The organism is Leifsonia sp. Leaf336, assembly GCF_001423695.1.
In the GTDB taxonomy this organism is placed as follows: domain Bacteria; phylum Actinomycetota; class Actinomycetes; order Actinomycetales; family Microbacteriaceae; genus Leifsonia.
In genome coordinates this window covers 737,123-752,255 of the sequence record NZ_LMOZ01000003.1, presented here as the reverse complement: position 1 = coordinate 752,255, position 15,133 = coordinate 737,123, and the positions used below count along the sequence as shown (strand labels likewise).

The 15,133-nt window shown below is 69.2% G+C and carries 19 protein-coding genes and 1 pseudogene; 7 read left to right on the top strand and 13 right to left on the bottom strand.

Annotated elements, in window-relative coordinates; all coding sequences use genetic code 11:
• Positions 1-12: 12 nt before the first annotated feature.
• The gene (locus tag ASF88_RS19030; protein WP_055922550.1) at positions 13-591 is read left to right on the top strand and encodes a TetR/AcrR family transcriptional regulator; all 579 of its coding nucleotides are present in this window, start codon (positions 13-15) and stop codon (positions 589-591) included.
• Positions 592-919: 328 nt separating this feature from the next.
• Here ASF88_RS19030 and ASF88_RS19025 read toward each other — a convergent pair whose 3' ends face one another.
• Together ASF88_RS19025 and ASF88_RS19020 are read right to left on the bottom strand one after the other, a co-directional pair.
• Positions 920-2,323: an MFS transporter gene (locus tag ASF88_RS19025; protein ID WP_157498432.1), complete on the bottom strand. Its 1,404-nt coding sequence runs from the start codon at positions 2,321-2,323 to the stop codon at positions 920-922.
• Positions 2,324-2,326: 3 nt separating this feature from the next.
• A complete protein-coding gene (locus tag ASF88_RS19020; protein ID WP_055922547.1) occupies positions 2,327-2,803 on the bottom strand; it encodes an ATP-dependent zinc protease family protein in 477 nt (158 codons plus the stop codon).
• 25 nt (positions 2,804-2,828) lie between these two features.
• Here ASF88_RS19020 and rimK point away from each other — a divergent pair, with 25 nt between their 5' ends.
• Positions 2,829-4,019: a 30S ribosomal protein S6--L-glutamate ligase gene (rimK, locus tag ASF88_RS19015; RefSeq protein WP_055922544.1), complete on the top strand. Its 1,191-nt coding sequence runs from the start codon at positions 2,829-2,831 to the stop codon at positions 4,017-4,019.
• 15 nt (positions 4,020-4,034) lie between these two features.
• Here rimK and ASF88_RS19010 read toward each other — a convergent pair whose 3' ends face one another.
• Positions 4,035-4,979 (bottom strand): hypothetical protein, encoded by a 945-nt coding sequence (locus tag ASF88_RS19010; RefSeq protein ID WP_055922541.1) that lies wholly within the window; start codon positions 4,977-4,979, stop codon positions 4,035-4,037.
• Between the two features lie 59 nt (positions 4,980-5,038).
• Between ASF88_RS19010 and ASF88_RS19005 the strand changes: the two genes are divergently transcribed.
• Entirely contained in the window at positions 5,039-6,031 is a 993-nt protein-coding gene (locus ASF88_RS19005; protein WP_055922538.1) for an aldo/keto reductase, read from the top strand.
• A 12-nt stretch (positions 6,032-6,043) separates the two neighbouring features.
• Here the strand turns inward: ASF88_RS19005 and ASF88_RS19000 are convergent, their stop codons facing one another.
• Positions 6,044-6,604 carry a TetR family transcriptional regulator gene (locus ASF88_RS19000; RefSeq protein ID WP_055922535.1) on the bottom strand — a complete coding sequence of 187 codons (561 nt, stop codon included), beginning with the start codon at positions 6,602-6,604 and terminating at the stop codon, positions 6,044-6,046.
• A 92-nt stretch (positions 6,605-6,696) separates the two neighbouring features.
• Between ASF88_RS19000 and ASF88_RS21130 the strand changes: the two are divergent.
• Positions 6,697-7,302 (top strand): annotated as a pseudogene (locus ASF88_RS21130) (NAD(P)H-binding protein); the annotation flags it as partial.
• Positions 7,303-7,376: 74 nt separating this feature from the next.
• On the top strand, positions 7,377-7,634 hold the full coding sequence (locus tag ASF88_RS21030; RefSeq protein WP_235493561.1) for a nucleoside-diphosphate sugar epimerase: 258 nt from the start codon (positions 7,377-7,379) through the stop codon (positions 7,632-7,634).
• Positions 7,635-8,262: 628 nt separating this feature from the next.
• On the opposite strand, the gene ASF88_RS18990 is transcribed toward ASF88_RS21030, so the two are convergent.
• The 8 genes from ASF88_RS18990 to ASF88_RS18955 all read right to left on the bottom strand — a co-directional run bounded on the left by ASF88_RS18990 (position 8,263) and on the right by ASF88_RS18955 (position 13,860).
• Entirely contained in the window at positions 8,263-9,309 is a 1,047-nt protein-coding gene (locus ASF88_RS18990) for a polymorphic toxin type 44 domain-containing protein (protein WP_055922532.1), read from the bottom strand.
• A 44-nt stretch (positions 9,310-9,353) separates the two neighbouring features.
• On the bottom strand, positions 9,354-9,629 hold the full coding sequence (locus ASF88_RS18985; protein ID WP_157498431.1) for a hypothetical protein: 276 nt from the start codon (positions 9,627-9,629) through the stop codon (positions 9,354-9,356).
• Positions 9,630-9,744: 115 nt separating this feature from the next.
• Positions 9,745-10,122 carry a hypothetical protein gene (locus ASF88_RS18980; protein ID WP_157498430.1) on the bottom strand — a complete coding sequence of 126 codons (378 nt, stop codon included), beginning with the start codon at positions 10,120-10,122 and terminating at the stop codon, positions 9,745-9,747.
• A complete protein-coding gene (locus tag ASF88_RS18975) occupies positions 10,104-10,334 on the bottom strand; it encodes a hypothetical protein (protein ID WP_082519064.1) in 231 nt (76 codons plus the stop codon). Before ASF88_RS18975 ends, ASF88_RS18980 begins: the two co-directional genes overlap by 19 nt.
• 184 nt (positions 10,335-10,518) lie before the next feature.
• The gene (locus ASF88_RS18970) at positions 10,519-11,145 is read right to left on the bottom strand and encodes a YrhK family protein (protein ID WP_235493560.1); all 627 of its coding nucleotides are present in this window, start codon (positions 11,143-11,145) and stop codon (positions 10,519-10,521) included.
• 27 nt (positions 11,146-11,172) lie between these two features.
• Complete coding sequence (locus ASF88_RS18965; RefSeq protein WP_082519063.1) at positions 11,173-12,600, bottom strand: glutamate decarboxylase; 1,428 nt, start codon at positions 12,598-12,600, stop codon at positions 11,173-11,175.
• 25 nt (positions 12,601-12,625) lie between these two features.
• Entirely contained in the window at positions 12,626-13,012 is a 387-nt protein-coding gene (locus tag ASF88_RS18960; RefSeq protein ID WP_055922518.1) for an META domain-containing protein, read from the bottom strand.
• A gap of 104 nt (positions 13,013-13,116) precedes the next feature.
• A complete protein-coding gene (locus tag ASF88_RS18955; protein WP_235493559.1) occupies positions 13,117-13,860 on the bottom strand; it encodes an esterase/lipase family protein in 744 nt (247 codons plus the stop codon).
• 63 nt (positions 13,861-13,923) lie between these two features.
• On the opposite strand from ASF88_RS18955, the gene ASF88_RS18950 reads away from it, so the two are divergent.
• Positions 13,924-14,103: a hypothetical protein gene (locus tag ASF88_RS18950; RefSeq protein WP_055922515.1), complete on the top strand. Its 180-nt coding sequence runs from the start codon at positions 13,924-13,926 to the stop codon at positions 14,101-14,103.
• Positions 14,104-14,159: 56 nt separating this feature from the next.
• On the top strand, positions 14,160-14,705 hold the full coding sequence (locus ASF88_RS18945) for a gamma carbonic anhydrase family protein (RefSeq protein WP_055922512.1): 546 nt from the start codon (positions 14,160-14,162) through the stop codon (positions 14,703-14,705).
• Here the strand turns inward: ASF88_RS18945 and ASF88_RS18940 are convergent.
• A complete protein-coding gene (locus ASF88_RS18940; RefSeq protein WP_235493558.1) occupies positions 14,702-15,115 on the bottom strand; it encodes a DUF7144 family membrane protein in 414 nt (137 codons plus the stop codon). The two genes, ASF88_RS18945 and ASF88_RS18940, sit on opposite strands and share 4 nt — an antisense overlap.
• Positions 15,116-15,133: the final 18 nt, after the last annotated feature.

Here is a 15,133-nt window from a genome sequence, read left to right as displayed (position 1 = left end):
TAGGCTGTGAGCATGCCTGAAGGTCGACGGGGAGCCGTGCGCAGCGAGGCCGCGCGCGTCGCGATCCTCGAGGCGACGGCGGCGCTCTTCGCCGAACGCGGCTACGACCACCTCAGCATCGAGGGCATCGCCGCGCGCGCCGGCGTCGGCAAGCAGACCGTCTACCGGTGGTGGTCGGGCAAGAGCGCGCTCATCGCCGACTGCCTCCTCGAGGGGATGCTGCTGCCCGAGCGCTTCGCCGTGCCCGACAGCGGCGACCTGCGCGCCGACCTGATCGCGTGGCTCGCCGCGGTGGAAAGCGTGCTGGACAGCCCGGCCGGGGAGGGCCTGTTCCGGTCGTTGATCGCCGCGGCGTCCGAGAACGCCGAGGTCGCGCAACGGCTACGCGAGTCGCTCGCCGACCCGCGGTTGTTCGCGCCGCGGCTGCGCGCCGCCCGCGACTCCGGAGAGGTGCGGGCCGACCTCCCCGTCGACGAGGTCAGCGAGGCCCTCATCGGCGCGATCATGCTGCGCGCGCTGGCGCGCACCCCCGCCGACCCCGGCCTCCCTGAGCGGCTCGTGGATCTGACGCTCGGCCCGCGCCCGGCGTAGACCGCGCGCTCCTCGGCCGAGGGGCACGTCGTTGTCGCCCTCGGGCCGCGAAGGGGACAACGACGTGCCCTTCGAACGGACTGTTCGCCGGTGCAGGCGCCGGGATAGGGTGCGGGTACCGCTGAGCGGACGGAGGAGCGACGTGACGAACAAGACGCCTCGCGAAGAGGAGATCCAGAAGGAGCAGGAGGCGAAGGACGCCGAGAAGGAGCGCCTCGAACGCGAAGAGGAGAACCGCCTCCGCTGAACCTCCCGACAGGCGCGTCGAGGGGCACGTTGTTGTCCCCCTCGACGCGCGAAGGGGACAACAACGTGCCCTTCGGCTGGGTCAGCGGCGCGCGGTGGCGCGGGCGCCCGCGTCGTGCGGGAGCAGGAAGGCGCCCCCGAGCGGGATCAGCAGCAGTGCCGCGGCGAGCGCGAACGCCCAGTGGTAGCCCGGCAGCGGTGAGCCGGTGACGCCCTCCGCCACCGCGGTGGAGGCGCGCACGAACACCGCCACGACCGCCAGGCCCAGCGCGGTCGCGACCTGCTGCAGCGCGGAGGCCAGGGTGTTCGCGTTGTTCGTGTCGGCGGCCTCCACGTCGGCGAACTGGAGCGTGTTGTACGCGCTGAAGCCGATCGACCGGAACACGCCGCTCGCCACCAGCAGCAGGAGCAGCACCGGCAGCGGCGCCGCCGGGCCGATGCCGACGAACGCGGCCAGCACCAGCATCCCGAGCAGGTTCGACCAGATCAGCACGGTGCGGAAGCCGAACCTCCGGATCAGCGGGGTCGTGAACGGTTTGATCGCCAGGTTGCCGACGAAGATCGCGATGACGGTGAGGCCGGCGACCGTCGCGCTCCACCCGTAGGCGAGCTGGAACAGCAGCGTGAACAGGAACGGCGCCCCGGTGATGATCATGCGGTACACGCCGCCGCTGATGTTGCCGGCGCGGAACGAGTGGAGGCGCAGAACACTCCAGTCGAAGAGCGCGTGCTCCCTGCCGCGCGACGAGCCGATGGCGACCCAGCCGATCGCGATCGCGACGAGGATCGCGGCGCCGCCGGCGAGCTGGAACCGGGCGTCCTCGGCGCTGAGCCCCTCCGCTCCGGCCGTCAGCAGCACCAGGGCGAGCGCGATCGCCGCATAACCACGGCCGTCGAAGCGGAGGCCGGGCTCGCGGATGGTCTTCGGCACCAGGACGAGCCCCGCCACGAAGGCCGCGATGCCGAGCGGGAGGTTGATCAGGAAGATCCAGCGCCAGCCGACCGTGTCAGAGAGGATGCCGCCGAGCGCCGGGGCGATCACCGGCGCGATGAGCGCGGGCCAGGTGAGGTACGCGATCGCGTCGAGCAGGTCGACCGGGTCGATGTCGCGCAGCACCGCGAGCCTCCCCACCGGCACCATGAGCGCGCCGCCGATGCCCTGCAGCACGCGCGCGACGGTCAGCAGCGTCAGCGAGGGCGCGAACGCGCACAGCAGCGACGCCGCGGTGAAGACGACGATCGCGGTGATCAGCACCGGACGGATGCCCAGCCGCCGCGACAGCCAGCCGGTGGCCGGGATGCCGGCGGCGACGGCGAGGAGGTAGGCGACCATCGCGACGCTCACGTCGGCCGGCGCCACGCCGAACTCGCGCGCCATCGTGGGTGCGGCGGTCTGGATGATCGTGCCGTCGAGGTTCTCCATGAAGAACGTCGCGGCGACCAGCAGCGCGAGGCCGCGGCTGAACGAGACGGCGGTGCGGGTCACCCGCTACACCGAGCGTCCTCGATTACGCCGACGCACCTCCCGCGGCGCCCGCCCCGCGAGGAACGAGCGACCGGGGTCGACGACGAAGCCCTGGCGGAGGGCTTCCCTGCCCACGAGCATCCGGAACCCCATCTGGTCGCGGTTGCTCAGCGTGGTCTCGGCGAGCACGGTCTGCGCGCCGAGCGAGAGTTCGAGCAGCACCACGATCCGCTCCTCCGTGTGGCCGGAGGAGCTGCGCACGACGCGGCGGTCGTGGATGGGGCGCTCGACGACGGTGGCATCGCTGTCGGCGTCCTGCCAGGGGTGCACCGTGAAGCGCACCCGGTCGCCGGGCAGCTCCTCCAGATCGAACGCGTGCAGGGCCGAACTGCGTGCTCCGGTGTCGACCTTGACTTTGATCCACGGAATGCCGATGCTGGGCAGGCTCGCCCATTCACGCCACCCCACGACCAGGGTGTTTGAATGGAGGTCACCGGCCATCCCCCTATCTTTGCAGGATCCATCGATGAAGCTCGCCATCCTCTCTCGCGCTCCGCACGCGTACTCGACCCAGCGCCTGCGCGCCGCGGCCCGGGACCGCGGCCACACCGTCAAGGTCCTCAACACCCTGCGGTTCGCGATCGACCTCTCGGGAGAAGAGCCCGACCTGCAGTACCGGGGTCGCCTGCTGTCGGACTACGACGCGGTGCTGCCGCGCATCGGCAACTCGATCACGTACTACGGCACCGCGGTCGTGCGGCAGTTCGAGCAGATGGACGTCTACACCCCCAACACGGCCAACGGGATCACCAACTCGCGCGACAAGCTGCGTGCCAACCAGATCCTCTCCCGTCACAACATCGGCATGCCGGCGACCACGTTCGTGAACAGCCGCGCCGACGTGCGCATGGCGATCGAGCAGGTTGGCGGGGCGCCGGTCGTCATCAAGCTGCTGGAGGGCACGCAGGGCATCGGCGTCATCCTCGCCCCGGAGGCGAAGATCGCCGAGTCGATCGTCGAGACCCTGCACTCGACCAAGCAGAACGTCCTCATCCAGAGCTTCATCTCCGAGAGCCGCGGTCGCGACATCCGCGCCCTCGTGGTCGGAGACCGCGTCGTCGCGGCGATGCGCCGGGTCGCGAGCGGCGACGAGTTCCGCTCCAACGTCCACCGCGGCGGCACGGTCGAGAAGGTGGAGCTGACGCCCGAGTACGAGGAGGCCGCGGTGCGCTCGGCGCAGATCATGGGCCTCCGCGTCGCCGGCGTCGACATGCTCGAAGGCCACGAAGGCCCGCTGGTGATGGAGGTCAACTCCTCCCCCGGCCTGGAGGGGATCGAGCGCGCGACCGGCCTCGACGTCGCCGGCGCGATCATCGACTTCATCGACAACCAGGTGGCGTTCCCCGAGATCGACGTGCGGCAGCGCCTGAGCGTCTCGCGCGGCTACGGCGTGGCCGAGCTGCTCGTGCACGGCAACGCCGACCTGATCGGCAAAACCATCAAGGAGTCGGGGCTGTGGGACCGCGACATCACGGTGCTGACCCTGCACCGTGGCGCGACGGTGATCCCGAACCCGCGCAGCGGCGTCGAGCTGCAGGCTGGTGACCGGCTGCTCTGCTTCGGCAAGCTGGAGGAGATGCGCTCGATGATCCCCGACCGCCGCAAGCGTCGCCAGAAGGTGCGTCGCCTGCCGAAGGAGCCGCTGGTCGAGGCGTGACCGTAGCGGCCTGCGTCACTCTGGTGGCGCGGCGTCCCACCAGCGGAGGACGCGCAGGGCGCGCAGGGTGACCCAGCGACTGGGCATGCCCTCGTTGTCGCCGAAGTCGTTCCAGGTGGGGCCCTCGTGCCGGTTCTCGAGGTTCCAGCGGCCGTCGGCGTCGGCCTTCGACCGCAGCAGCTCCACGGCCTCCTGAAGTCGCGGGTCGCGGCGGTCGACGCTGCGGAAATGCTCGAGCCCGCGCAGGATGTCGTGGAACCAGCGCACGGGACTGCTCAGCATCGTCATCCGCGGGTCGGCGACGTCGCCCGTGCTCAGCCGGCGGAAGAGGCCGCGGGCCAGGAGGTACTCGTCGCCCGATCGCAGCGCGTCCGCCGAGTCCGCGTCCGCTCGTCCCGTCGCCTGCCACGCCGCCAGACCTTCGACGGCGCAGATCGTCGAGTGGAAGGACGAGACGCGCGCGCCGTACTCGGCCCAGCAGTTCCAGGCGCCGTCCTCGAGCCGGCCACCGGCCAAGGTCGAGGCCGCGCGGGAGCCGTCCTGCCCGAAGTACGAGGCGACCGACAGCACCACACCGTTGATGCAGGGCTCGACCTCGCCGTCGAAGTAGGGCTCGCCTCCGTGATCCCAGCGCACGTGATCGCGCACGTGCGACACCGCCTCGAGCGCGCGCGGGTGCCGGGGGTCGACGCCGAACTCCACGAGCTGCTGGAGGACGAAGTGGGTCGCGGTCCAGGCGTCGAAGAACGGCCGGTCCTCCTGCGCCCAGCCGGGCCGGTAGACCCCGCCGTCCCAGTTGCCGTCCGGGCCCTGCAGGTCGAGCAGGTGCGCGCCCCAGCCTTCTGTGGCGACGCGGTCGCGCTCGGCGGCGACGGTCTCGTCGGACGCCCCGGCGAGGTCGCGCAGCACCTGCCAGCGGATACTCGGATCGGAGTCGAGGAGCCACTCGATGGTGTCCATGGCAGGCATGGTACTCAAAGGCGCCGACATGTCGCACGCGCGCCCCTAGGCTGGTCGCCATGCCCTCTGATTTCGTCGCCGATCCCGCCCGCTACGACTCGATGCCCTACCGCCGCGCCGGACGCAGCGGGCTCCGGCTGCCTCCGCTGTCACTCGGCCTCTGGCAGAACTTCGGCACGGCCCGCGCCTTCGACACGCAGCGCGCGATCGTGCTGCGTGCGTTCGACCTGGGCGTGACGCATTTCGACCTCGCCAACAACTACGGGCCGCCTCCCGGGGCCGCCGAGGAGTTCTTCGGCCGTATCCTCGCCACCGACCTCAAGGCGTATCGCGATGAGATCGTGGTGTCCACCAAAGCCGGTTACCTGATGTGGCCCGGCCCGTACGGCGAGTGGGGCTCCCGCAAGTCGCTGCTGTCGTCGCTCGACCAGAGCCTCCAGCGACTCGGGCTCGACTACGTCGACGTGTTCTACCATCACCGCCCCGACGCCGAGACGCCGCTCGAGGAGTCGATGGGCGCGCTGACGACCGCCGTCGCCCAGGGCAAAGCGCTCTACACGGGCGTCTCCAACTACGACGCGGCCCAGACGGAGGCGGCCGCCGGGCTGCTCGCCGCCGGCGGCACGCCGCTGCTGCTGCACCAGCCGCGCTACTCGATGTTCGACCGCACTCCTGAGGAGGGCGTCCTCGATGCGGTGGAGGACGCCGGCGCGGCCGCGATCGTCTACTCGCCGCTCGCCCAGGGCATGCTCACCGACCGCTACCTGAACGGCGTGCCGGAGGGGTCGCGCGCCGTCACGAGCGTCTTCCTGCACGAGTCGGACCTCACGGACGACGTGCTGACGACGGTGCGCGCGCTGAACGAGATCGCAACCGGGCGCGGGCAGAGCCTCGCGCAGCTCGCGCTGCAGTGGGTGCTGCGCGAACCGGTCGTCGTGTCGGCGATCATCGGCGCGAGCAGTGTCGCGCAGCTCGAGCAGAACCTCGGCGCCCTGCGTGCGCCCGCTCTCACCGCGGACGAGCTCGCCGCGATCGACTCCGTTCTCGGGTAGCCCCGGACGATCTCAGGCGAGGGTCGGGAGGGTGCGCAGCGCCTGCTCGACGTGGGAGGTCAGGGTCGCGTCGGCGGGGCCGGCGATCCACTGGGCGAAGCCCACGTGGAAGGCGCCGACCGCGGCCTGGCCCGCCAGGCTGGCCGCCGGTTCGGCGACGCCGCGGGCGCGCAGCGCCTCGCCGCTAGCGGTGGCGAGGGAGGCCAGCTTGAGCAGCTCGCGCTCCTGGAGGCTCGGATTCGCAGCGATGACTGCGGAGCGCCGGCGCGGGAAGTCCGCACCGCGGCTGTCGATGAGCGCGGCGGCGGCCCGCATCCCGTCGGCCGCGACCGCGAACGGCGGCGCGTCGGCCGGCGCCGCGGCGATCGCCGCGAGCACTGCCTCCTGCATCGCGGACGAGCCGGCGAAGAGGACTTCGCGCTTGTCGGCGTAGTGCCGGAAGAAGGTGCGCTCGGTGACGCCGGCGCGCTCCGCGATGTCGGCGACGGTCGTGCCTTCGAAGCCGCGCTCGGCGTACAGCTCGATGGCCGCCTTCTCGAGGCGGCCGCGCGCGTCCGGTGTCCAGCGTCCCACGCCGCAAGTGTAGCGGCTTCGGAAGACGTGATGACAGTTGCTGTCATCGGTGCTATCGTGATGTCAGTCACTGACGACAGTCACTGACATCAATGCGAACACCACCGACTCTGGAGGTCATTCCCATGCGCGTCTTCGTCACCGGGGCATCCGGCTGGATCGGATCCGCCGTCGTCCCCGAACTGCTCTCCGCCGGCCACGAGGTGACCGGCCTCGCCCGCTCCGACGCCTCCGCCGAGCGCATCCGCGCCACCGGCGCCACCCCGGTGCCCGGCTCGCTCGACGACCTGGAGAGCATCCGGTCGGGCGCCACCGCTGCCGACGCGGTCATCCATCTCGGCTTCAAGCACGACTTCTCCGACTACGCCGGAGCCGGCCGCACCGAGCGCGCCGTCGTCGCCACGATCGGGGACGCGCTCGCCGGCTCCGACCGGCCGTTCCTCTTCGCCTCCGGCATCGTCGCCCGACCGGGTGAGGTGTTGACCGAGGACGTCCCGTCGCCCTACATCGGCGCCGACGCGCCACGTGGAGGAGGCGAGGCGTTCGCGTTCGAGTACGCCGACCGCGGCGTCCGGCCCGTCGCGCTGCGGTTCTCGCCGACGGTGCACGGCCACGGCGACCACGGCTTCAGCGCCGAGCTCGTGCGGGTCGCCCGCGAGAAGGGCGTCGCCGGCTACGTCGGCGACGGCAGCAACCGCTGGCCCGCCGTGCACCGCCTCGACGCGGCGCACCTCGTCCGGCTCGCCCTCGAGCAGGCGACCCGGCGGCGCGCGTGCACGCCGTGGGCGAGGAGGGCATCCCGACCCGCGACATCGCCGAGGCGATCGGAACCGGTCTCGGCCTCCCGGTCGAATCGATCGCGCCGGAGGACGTGGACGGGCACTTCGGCTGGATCGGACGGTTCTTCGGCATGGACATCCCGGCCTCCAGCGCGATCACGCGCGAGCGCTACGGCTGGACGCCCACCGGGCCGACGCTGCTGGAGGACTTCGCGTCCGGCGCCTATTTCGACGCGGTTCCCGCGCGCTGACTCCAACCTCGGTCGCAGCCCACTCGGGGCCGGGGTCGCGGCATCGCTTCGCGCTGCCCTACGAGCGCGCGCAGGATGGAATCTTCTTGTTGACGAGACCCGGTTGACCGCATGCGATTTTCACCGACCAATACCCGCCCGTCCCGTTGCAGGCTTGGATGCGCGCCTCGGTCCAGTCCCCGTCGAACTTTTCTGGTCGAGCCGCGACCCCATAGTGAGAGCCAGGGAACTTTATCTCGAACAGGAAGTTGTTCACCCTGTGCCACGATATTCGGCCGCTGTAGGTCTTCTCGCCGGTTACCGGGGTACACGGGCGGTCTGACGGCTTCCGATACCCTCGCGGGAGGTCCACACCGAAGCCGGTTCCGTCGGGCCGAAGCGTCAAAGACATCCGTCCATTGTCCACGCGGGACGAGCCGGTTTCTCTGGCGTAGAAGGTGCCGCCTCTCCACGTGATTGTGCCTGTGAACGGGTCCGAACATCCCGTCAGCGATAGGACAGCCATTGTCGCCGCCAGGAGCAGGAATGCCCTAGTCCGTAAGGTTCGCATTCNATTGTGCCTGTGAACGGGTCCGAACATCCCGTCAGCGATAGGACAGCCATTGTCGCCGCCAGGAGCAGGAATGCCCTAGTCCGTAAGGTTCGCATTCGCTACTTCTTCGTAGTACTGCTTCTCTGACAGCCCGTTCGGATATTTCTTGTAGAGGTCGTAGCCGAACTTCGCGGCCCGATCATCCAGCTCGTCATTCACTCCAGCATCGACTCCTGCGGCGGTGCCGGCGTTGGCGCCTTTGAGCGCGACTTCCAGGTCGACGTCCCAATGGGCGAGCATGGCGCCATACATGACGTTTCCGAAGACATCCGATCGGACGACCCGTCCTTGCTGGTCATGGAGATAGAAGGCACCGCTTTCGTACCCGGTGTCTTCGGCGAGGTAGCGTTTCAGGTCCCACTCGCCGTTCGTTTTGAACTTTTCGAGCATTGTTTGACCGCCCTGGAGGGCGATCCAGCCGTTCTCACTCAAGAGGTTGAAGAGAGCACCTAGGGCGCCCAGTGGGTCGCCGTCGACCTTCAGCTTGTAGGCCTCGCGGAGCATCGAGTCCAGGAGCCCGGGGTTGTTCCGGGCGAGTGAGTGGAGCCGGCTGGCATCCTCGGAACCTAACCATTCCACGAGTTTTTCGTAACTGAACCCTGCGACGTGCTCAAGGGTGTCGTAGACCACTTCACCCTCAGGGATGCCGAGGCCGGCGTGACTGTGCGTGGAAATCTTCGCAGCGGACAGCCCGCGAATGGGTGCGAGGTCTACGCCGTTGGTGTAGTAGCTGCCGTCGGCTTCGACCGCGACCTTGTTCAACTCGACAGCAGCCTGGGTGGCGAGGCGCATCACTTCCAGGCTGTCGGAGAAGTATTTCGACACGTCAGCGACGAACCACTCCAGCTTGTCGATCTTTTCCTTGAGGTCATCGATCTCGCTCTCGACTTGGTCTTTGAGCCGCTCGAGCACGGTGTTCTGGTAGGTGAGTTTCTCCAGATCGCCGGTGAACACCGCTTGGAGTTGGGTGAAGAAGTCGTTGTTGTGTTCGATCTGCTCCTCGATCAGACGAAGACGCTCGTTTGCCTCCTGCAACGCCTGCGTGAGGTCGTCATGGTCAAGGTTCCCGTACTGGGCGAGCACGGAGTGCGCGTGTTCGTACGACGCCAGCTCGGCCTGAATATCACTTACGGCTTCACGGATGTGAGGTCGTCATGGTCAAGGTTCCCGTACTGGGCGAGCACGGAGTGCGCGTGTTCGTACGACGCCAGCTCGGCCTGAATATCACTTACGGCTTCACGGAGTTTCGCGATCCCCGGCAGGATCAACTCCGTGAACAAGCCCTGCCCGGCCGTGAACGCCGCCCCCTGAAGCACGCCCGCGCCCAGTTGGGCGATCAGATGCTGCGACCCCGCGTCCAGACGGCCGATGATCAGGTTCGCGCTCGTGACGTTGTTGCTCATCGCGGTGATGAGATTGCTCGAATCGGCGGCGCTGAACCTTATTCCCACGGCAGTGCGTTCCTCTCCTTGGCGAGCAGCTCTAACTCATCGTCAAACGACTGCCGGGCGCTGAACCTTATTCCCACGGCAGTGCGTTCCTCTCCTTGGCGAGCAGCTCTAACTCATCGTCAAACGACTGCCGGACTCGCGAACGCGTCTGCTCAAGCTCCTCTGACGTTTCTTCGACGTACCGGTCAACCCTCACCAGCAGGTCGCGACGTGCCTCCAGTTCGTGCTGCACGCTACTGTCACCGGCCTGCATTCGCTCCCCGAGGGACGACTCCCGGTCCCGCCCCACCGCATGGAACCGCTCACGGAACTGCTCCACCGAACGCTCGTAACGCTGCCGAGCCTCGGAGAACTCGTCCTCCTGCCATTCGACCCGCTCGATCTGCCGGCCCAATTCCGCGCGTTCCGTCGCGCTCCTATCCACACTCACAGGACGCTCGCCCACCGTTCGGCATCCGCAACATCACGCCTCTCGATACTGCTCGCAAGCTCCGGGAACTTATTCGCGACATCACGCCCCGCGTCCATCCCAGAGATGCCGGCGGCGAACCCGAACGTCACCTGCTGATCCGCATACCCGGAAGTGTCGATACCCACCAACTCATGCACCGCCGCATCGGCATCGACCGTGCTCGAAACGATTCTTCCCGCTGACATCTGTCCCCTCGCCACTCTGCGTGCAGGCCGACTCGCCTGATCACTGAACTACAAACATACCAACTGCGGAACGCGCGACAGCGACATGGTTCGATTGCGACCATCGGTTGGGCGGACTAAAAGTTGCGTGCAACGTCCAGCGCGAACCTAGGTGCGTGCCTATGACGCTCTGTTGACGTGCGCTCTAAGCCCCACCGCGCGACGCCGTCGCCGCGCGCTGACCCCCGGCGCCCGAGGGCGTCGGCAGGAGGCCGATAAGTGCCGCCACCAGGAAGCACAGCGCCCCGCCCACGGTCCCGACGCCCGTCCAGAACGGGCTCAGCAGGGCGTCCGTCCCCGGCAGCTCGAACGCCCCGACGGCCGCGAAGCCGAACAGCACCGAACCGGCCAGGTTGAGCCACCCTCCGACGATGTCAGGGCCGTCGGCCCTCTGACGCGCGAGCGCGACCACCGCGAGCACGCTCGACACCAGGAAGCAGATCGAACCGTAGACGTCCGGGCGCCAGCCGCTGCTGCCGGAGGCTCCGGCCGGCACCGCCGCGGCGAGCGCGAGCGACGTGCTCGCGTTGAAGAACAGCGTGCCGACGAACTGGATGATGGACGAACTTCGGTTCGGCAGGCCGAGCGCCAGCCCCGCGCCCGCGGTGAAGAAGATCGAGCCGATCACGAACACGACGTTCGTCGCGATCGCCCCGATCGTGGCGGCGATCGACGGGAGGGCGGCGAAGGCGAAGCACGCCGACCCCACGGCGAAGGAGACGTCAGAGAGCAGAACCCTGTTCCGCTCCCATTCGCCTCCTTCGCCGCTCACGCTCGGGCCCCGCTCACGCCGCGCTGATCAGTGCGCGAAGTGCGACTTGGTGCGCGCGGACTCGGTCGCCTTCGCGCCGGCCTCCGTCGTTGCTCCCGCCTTCTGCGCCTGCTCCCCGAGCTCGGCGCAGACGGCGCGCACATCCCGCACGAGGTCGTCGGCCAGGTCGGCGTTGAAGCCGTCGCGCACGACGATCCGCAGTACGGCGACATCGGTCGCGTCCGCGGGCATCGTGTACGCCGGAACCTGCCAGCCGCGGGCGCGCAGCTCGTGGGAGACCTGGAAGACCGTGTACGGGGTGCCCTCCTTCAGCGCGAACGACAGCACGGGGATCGCGGACCCGTCGGTGATGATGTCGATCACCGGGTCCTCAGCGAGGCCCGACGAGATCCGCAGAGCGATGTAGCGCAGCGCCTCCATGATCGCTGTGAACCCCGCCCGGCCCAGCCGCACGAAGTTGTAGTACTGGCCCACGATCTGGTTGCCCGGGCGCGAGAAGTTCAGCGTGAACGTCGGCATGTCTCCGCCGAGGTAGTTCACGCGGAAGACGAGATCCTCGGGCAGGTGCTCGGGCGACCTCCACACCACGAACCCGATGCCCGGGTAGGTGAGGCCGTACTTGTGCCCGCTGACGTTGATCGAGACCACGCGCGGCAGGCGGAAGTCCCACTCCAGGTCGGGGTCGAGGAACGGCACCACGAAACCGCCGCTCGCCGCGTCGACGTGCACGGGGACGTCCGGGCCTCCGGAGGCCGCGAGCGCGTCGAGGGCCGCGCAGATCTCGGCGATCGGCTCCAGTTCGCCCGTGTAGGTCGTGCCGAGGATGCCGACGACGCCGATGGTGTTCTCGTCCACCGCATCGACCACCTGTTCGGGCGTGATGACGTACCGGCCCTTCGAGACGGGGAGGTAGCGCGGCTCGACCTCGAAGTAGCGGCAGAACTTCTCCCACACCACCTGCACGTTCGAGCCGAGCACCAGATTGGGCATGCCTCCCGGCTCTGCGCCTCCGGTCGCCCCAGCGCGACGCGCACGCCACCGCCATTTGAGCGCGAGACCTCCCAGCATGACCGCTTCGCTCGACCCGATCGTGGCGGCGCCCGTCGGCTCTCCGGGCTCGGCGTGGAAGAGGTCGGCGACGATCGAGACGCAGCGACGCTCCATCGCCGCGGTCGCCGGGTACTCGTCCTTGTCGATCATGTTCTTGTCGAACGCCTCGGCCATCAGGAACTCGGCCTCCGGGTCCATCCACGTCGTCACGAACGTCGCGAGGTTGAGTCGCGAGCTGCCGTCGAGCAGCAGCTCGTCGTGGATCAGCCGGTACGTCGACGCCGGGTCGGTCGCCTCGTCGGGCAGCACGCTGGGCGGGCTCTTACGCGAGAGCCGCCCGGTGTAGGCGGGGGCGAGGCGGGTGTCGCCGCTCGCCGATGGGTTGTCTGACTCGAGCTGCGCCATGCGAGCCCCCTTCCGGTCCCACGGATCACTTCTTGGGGAGTGTTCCGATCTGGTTTCCGCTGATGTCGTAGACGACCATGGTGTTGCCCTTGGCCGTTCCTGTTGCGGCCTTGCCCAGCCACTCGTCGACCCCGGTGCACGCCATCATCGTGCTGGCGATGGGCCCGAACGTGATGCTGTCGCCGTCGATCGAGCCGCGGCCGGTGAGCCGGTTGCAGCCGTCGGTGCCGGAGAACGCGCCGTCGTTCTCGATCGTGAGGTTCGGTTGCTTCGCGGCGGTCGAGCCCCAGGTGCCGACGACCGCTGCGCCGCTCGGGGTTCCCGCACAGCCCGCCAGGAGGCCGACGACGGCCGCAGCCGCTGCGCACGCGCCGAGCAGGCCGGCGGGCGCCCTCCGGATCGTTCGCGTCATGGTCGCCCTCTCCGTCCGCCGTCCGCCATGCGGGCGGCCCGGCCTTCACGAGGCCGAGGATAGCGGTGCGCGGCGAATGCGCAACAGGGTCCGTCGGCGGCGGATCAGCGGCCGGAGACGTCGTCGGCGAAGTCGTCCGTGAGGTCGTCCACCAGCGCGAGCACCCGGGGGCTGCCCAGGATACGGAAGTGGCCGCCCACCGGAACCTCGATGTTGCGCGCTCCCGGCAGAGCGCAGCCTCCCGGGATGTGCGGATCGAACCAGCCCCAGATCGAGACGATGCGCGACACGTCGACCTCGGCGGTCGCGAGCCGGACGAAGTCGGGGCCCGTGGGCCGCAGCGCGTGTACGGCAGGGATCGGGATCCAATGGGCGAGCACCGATCCGGAGAACGGCGTCGAGATCGCGACGACGCGGCGGATGCGGGTGGCGACCTCCGGCCGGCCGAGCAGCGTGCGCGCCACGAGGCCGCCCTTGCTGTGGGCGACGATGGTCACGTCGCCCAGGTGGTTCTCGAGGAGGTGGCGCTGAACGAGGTCGGCCGCCTGCTCGAGCGACATCCGGTTGTCGCCGAGCGCCGAGACGACGTGCACGGGGTGGCCGGCGGCGTGGAGGCGACGCGCCAACGGGTGCAGGAATCGCCAGGTCTCGTAGATGCCCGGCAGCAGGACGACGGGTTCGCCGGTTCCGCTGTCGTCGACCAGCGCGGCGGGCTCTGCGCGGTCGAACGCCGCACGCAGCTGGTGACGGAGGACGTACTCCCAGTCGGCCAGCAGAACAGCGATGCGGCGCAGCAGGTGTAGGCCGCGCGCCCGGGCGGTACGTCCCTCCACCGTTCGCTGCTCCACCAGCACAGCATCGCGCCTGCGGGCGCTCTTGCCAAGCCGAAGGGCGAGGTGGATAGTTGCGGCATGGGCGACGTGATCGCATTCATCCTGTGCTTCCTGCTCTTCCTGGTGGGGCTCTTCCTGCTCGGCCTCGCAGACACGTTGCCCGCATGGGAGGGCCTGGTCTTCTTCGCCGGCATCCTCTGCGTCGCACTCTCGTTCGGCATCCCCGTGCACGTGCTGGGGCATTCGGAGCACCAGTAGCTGCCTGCCGCGGCGCCGAGGGGCACGCGATCCGGCCGCGGCCCTAGGGTGAGGGGATGGTGCGGATTCACGAGACGGCGTCGGTGGCGGCGAGCGCGGTGCTCAGCGGGGACGTCGTACTCGGGCCGGGCGCGCGGGTCCTGGCCGGCGCCGTTCTCGACGGCTCGCGCGGCCCGATCACCATCGGGGAGGATGTGCTCGTCATGGAGCACGCGGTCCTCCGGGGGCGCGCCGGGCATCCGGTCACGGTCGGCGACGCCGTGCTGATCGGCCCGCACACCAACATCACCGGGGCCCGGATCGAGGAAGAGGTGTTCGTCGCGACGGGCGCGTGCGTGTTCGCGGGCGCGGTCGTCGGCGCTCGATCGGAGCTGCGCATCCACGCCGTGCTGCAGGTCAACTCCGTGCTGCCCCCGGACACCGTGGTGCCGATCGGCTGGATCGCGGCCGGCGACCCCGCCCGGTTGTTCTCACCCGACCGGCACGACGAGCTGTGGGAGGTACAGCGCGAGCTCGACTTCCCCGGCACGATGTACGGCGTCCCCCGCGGCGCCTCGATGCGGGAGCTGATGCGCGGGCTGAGCGCCGGGCTCGGGGACTAGTCCTCGCCGGCGAGCACCTTCAGCTCGCGCCCGTGCACGGTCACGGCGTAGATGACCAGGAGGTCGACGGTCACCATCACGATCGACCACCACGGCTGGGCCGGCAGCGACATCAGCTGGGTCACCGCGTTGAGGGCGGCGATGATCACGGCGAAGATGCGCGCCCAGAGCGCGCCGCGGACGAGGAAGATCCCGGCGAGCAGCAGGAGCACGCCGATGATCACCGACCACCATCCCCACGCCTGGAGGTTGAAGCTCACCAACGCCTTCGGCGACACGAAGTACGCGGTGTCCGGCGCGAAGATCGCCATGAAACCGTAGAAGAGGTCGATCGCCGCCCCTATGAAGAGCAGGATCGACGCGAACCAGGCCCACCCTGTCCAGCCCGTCACGCGAACATCGGTCATCATGCACCCCGTCTCGCCCAC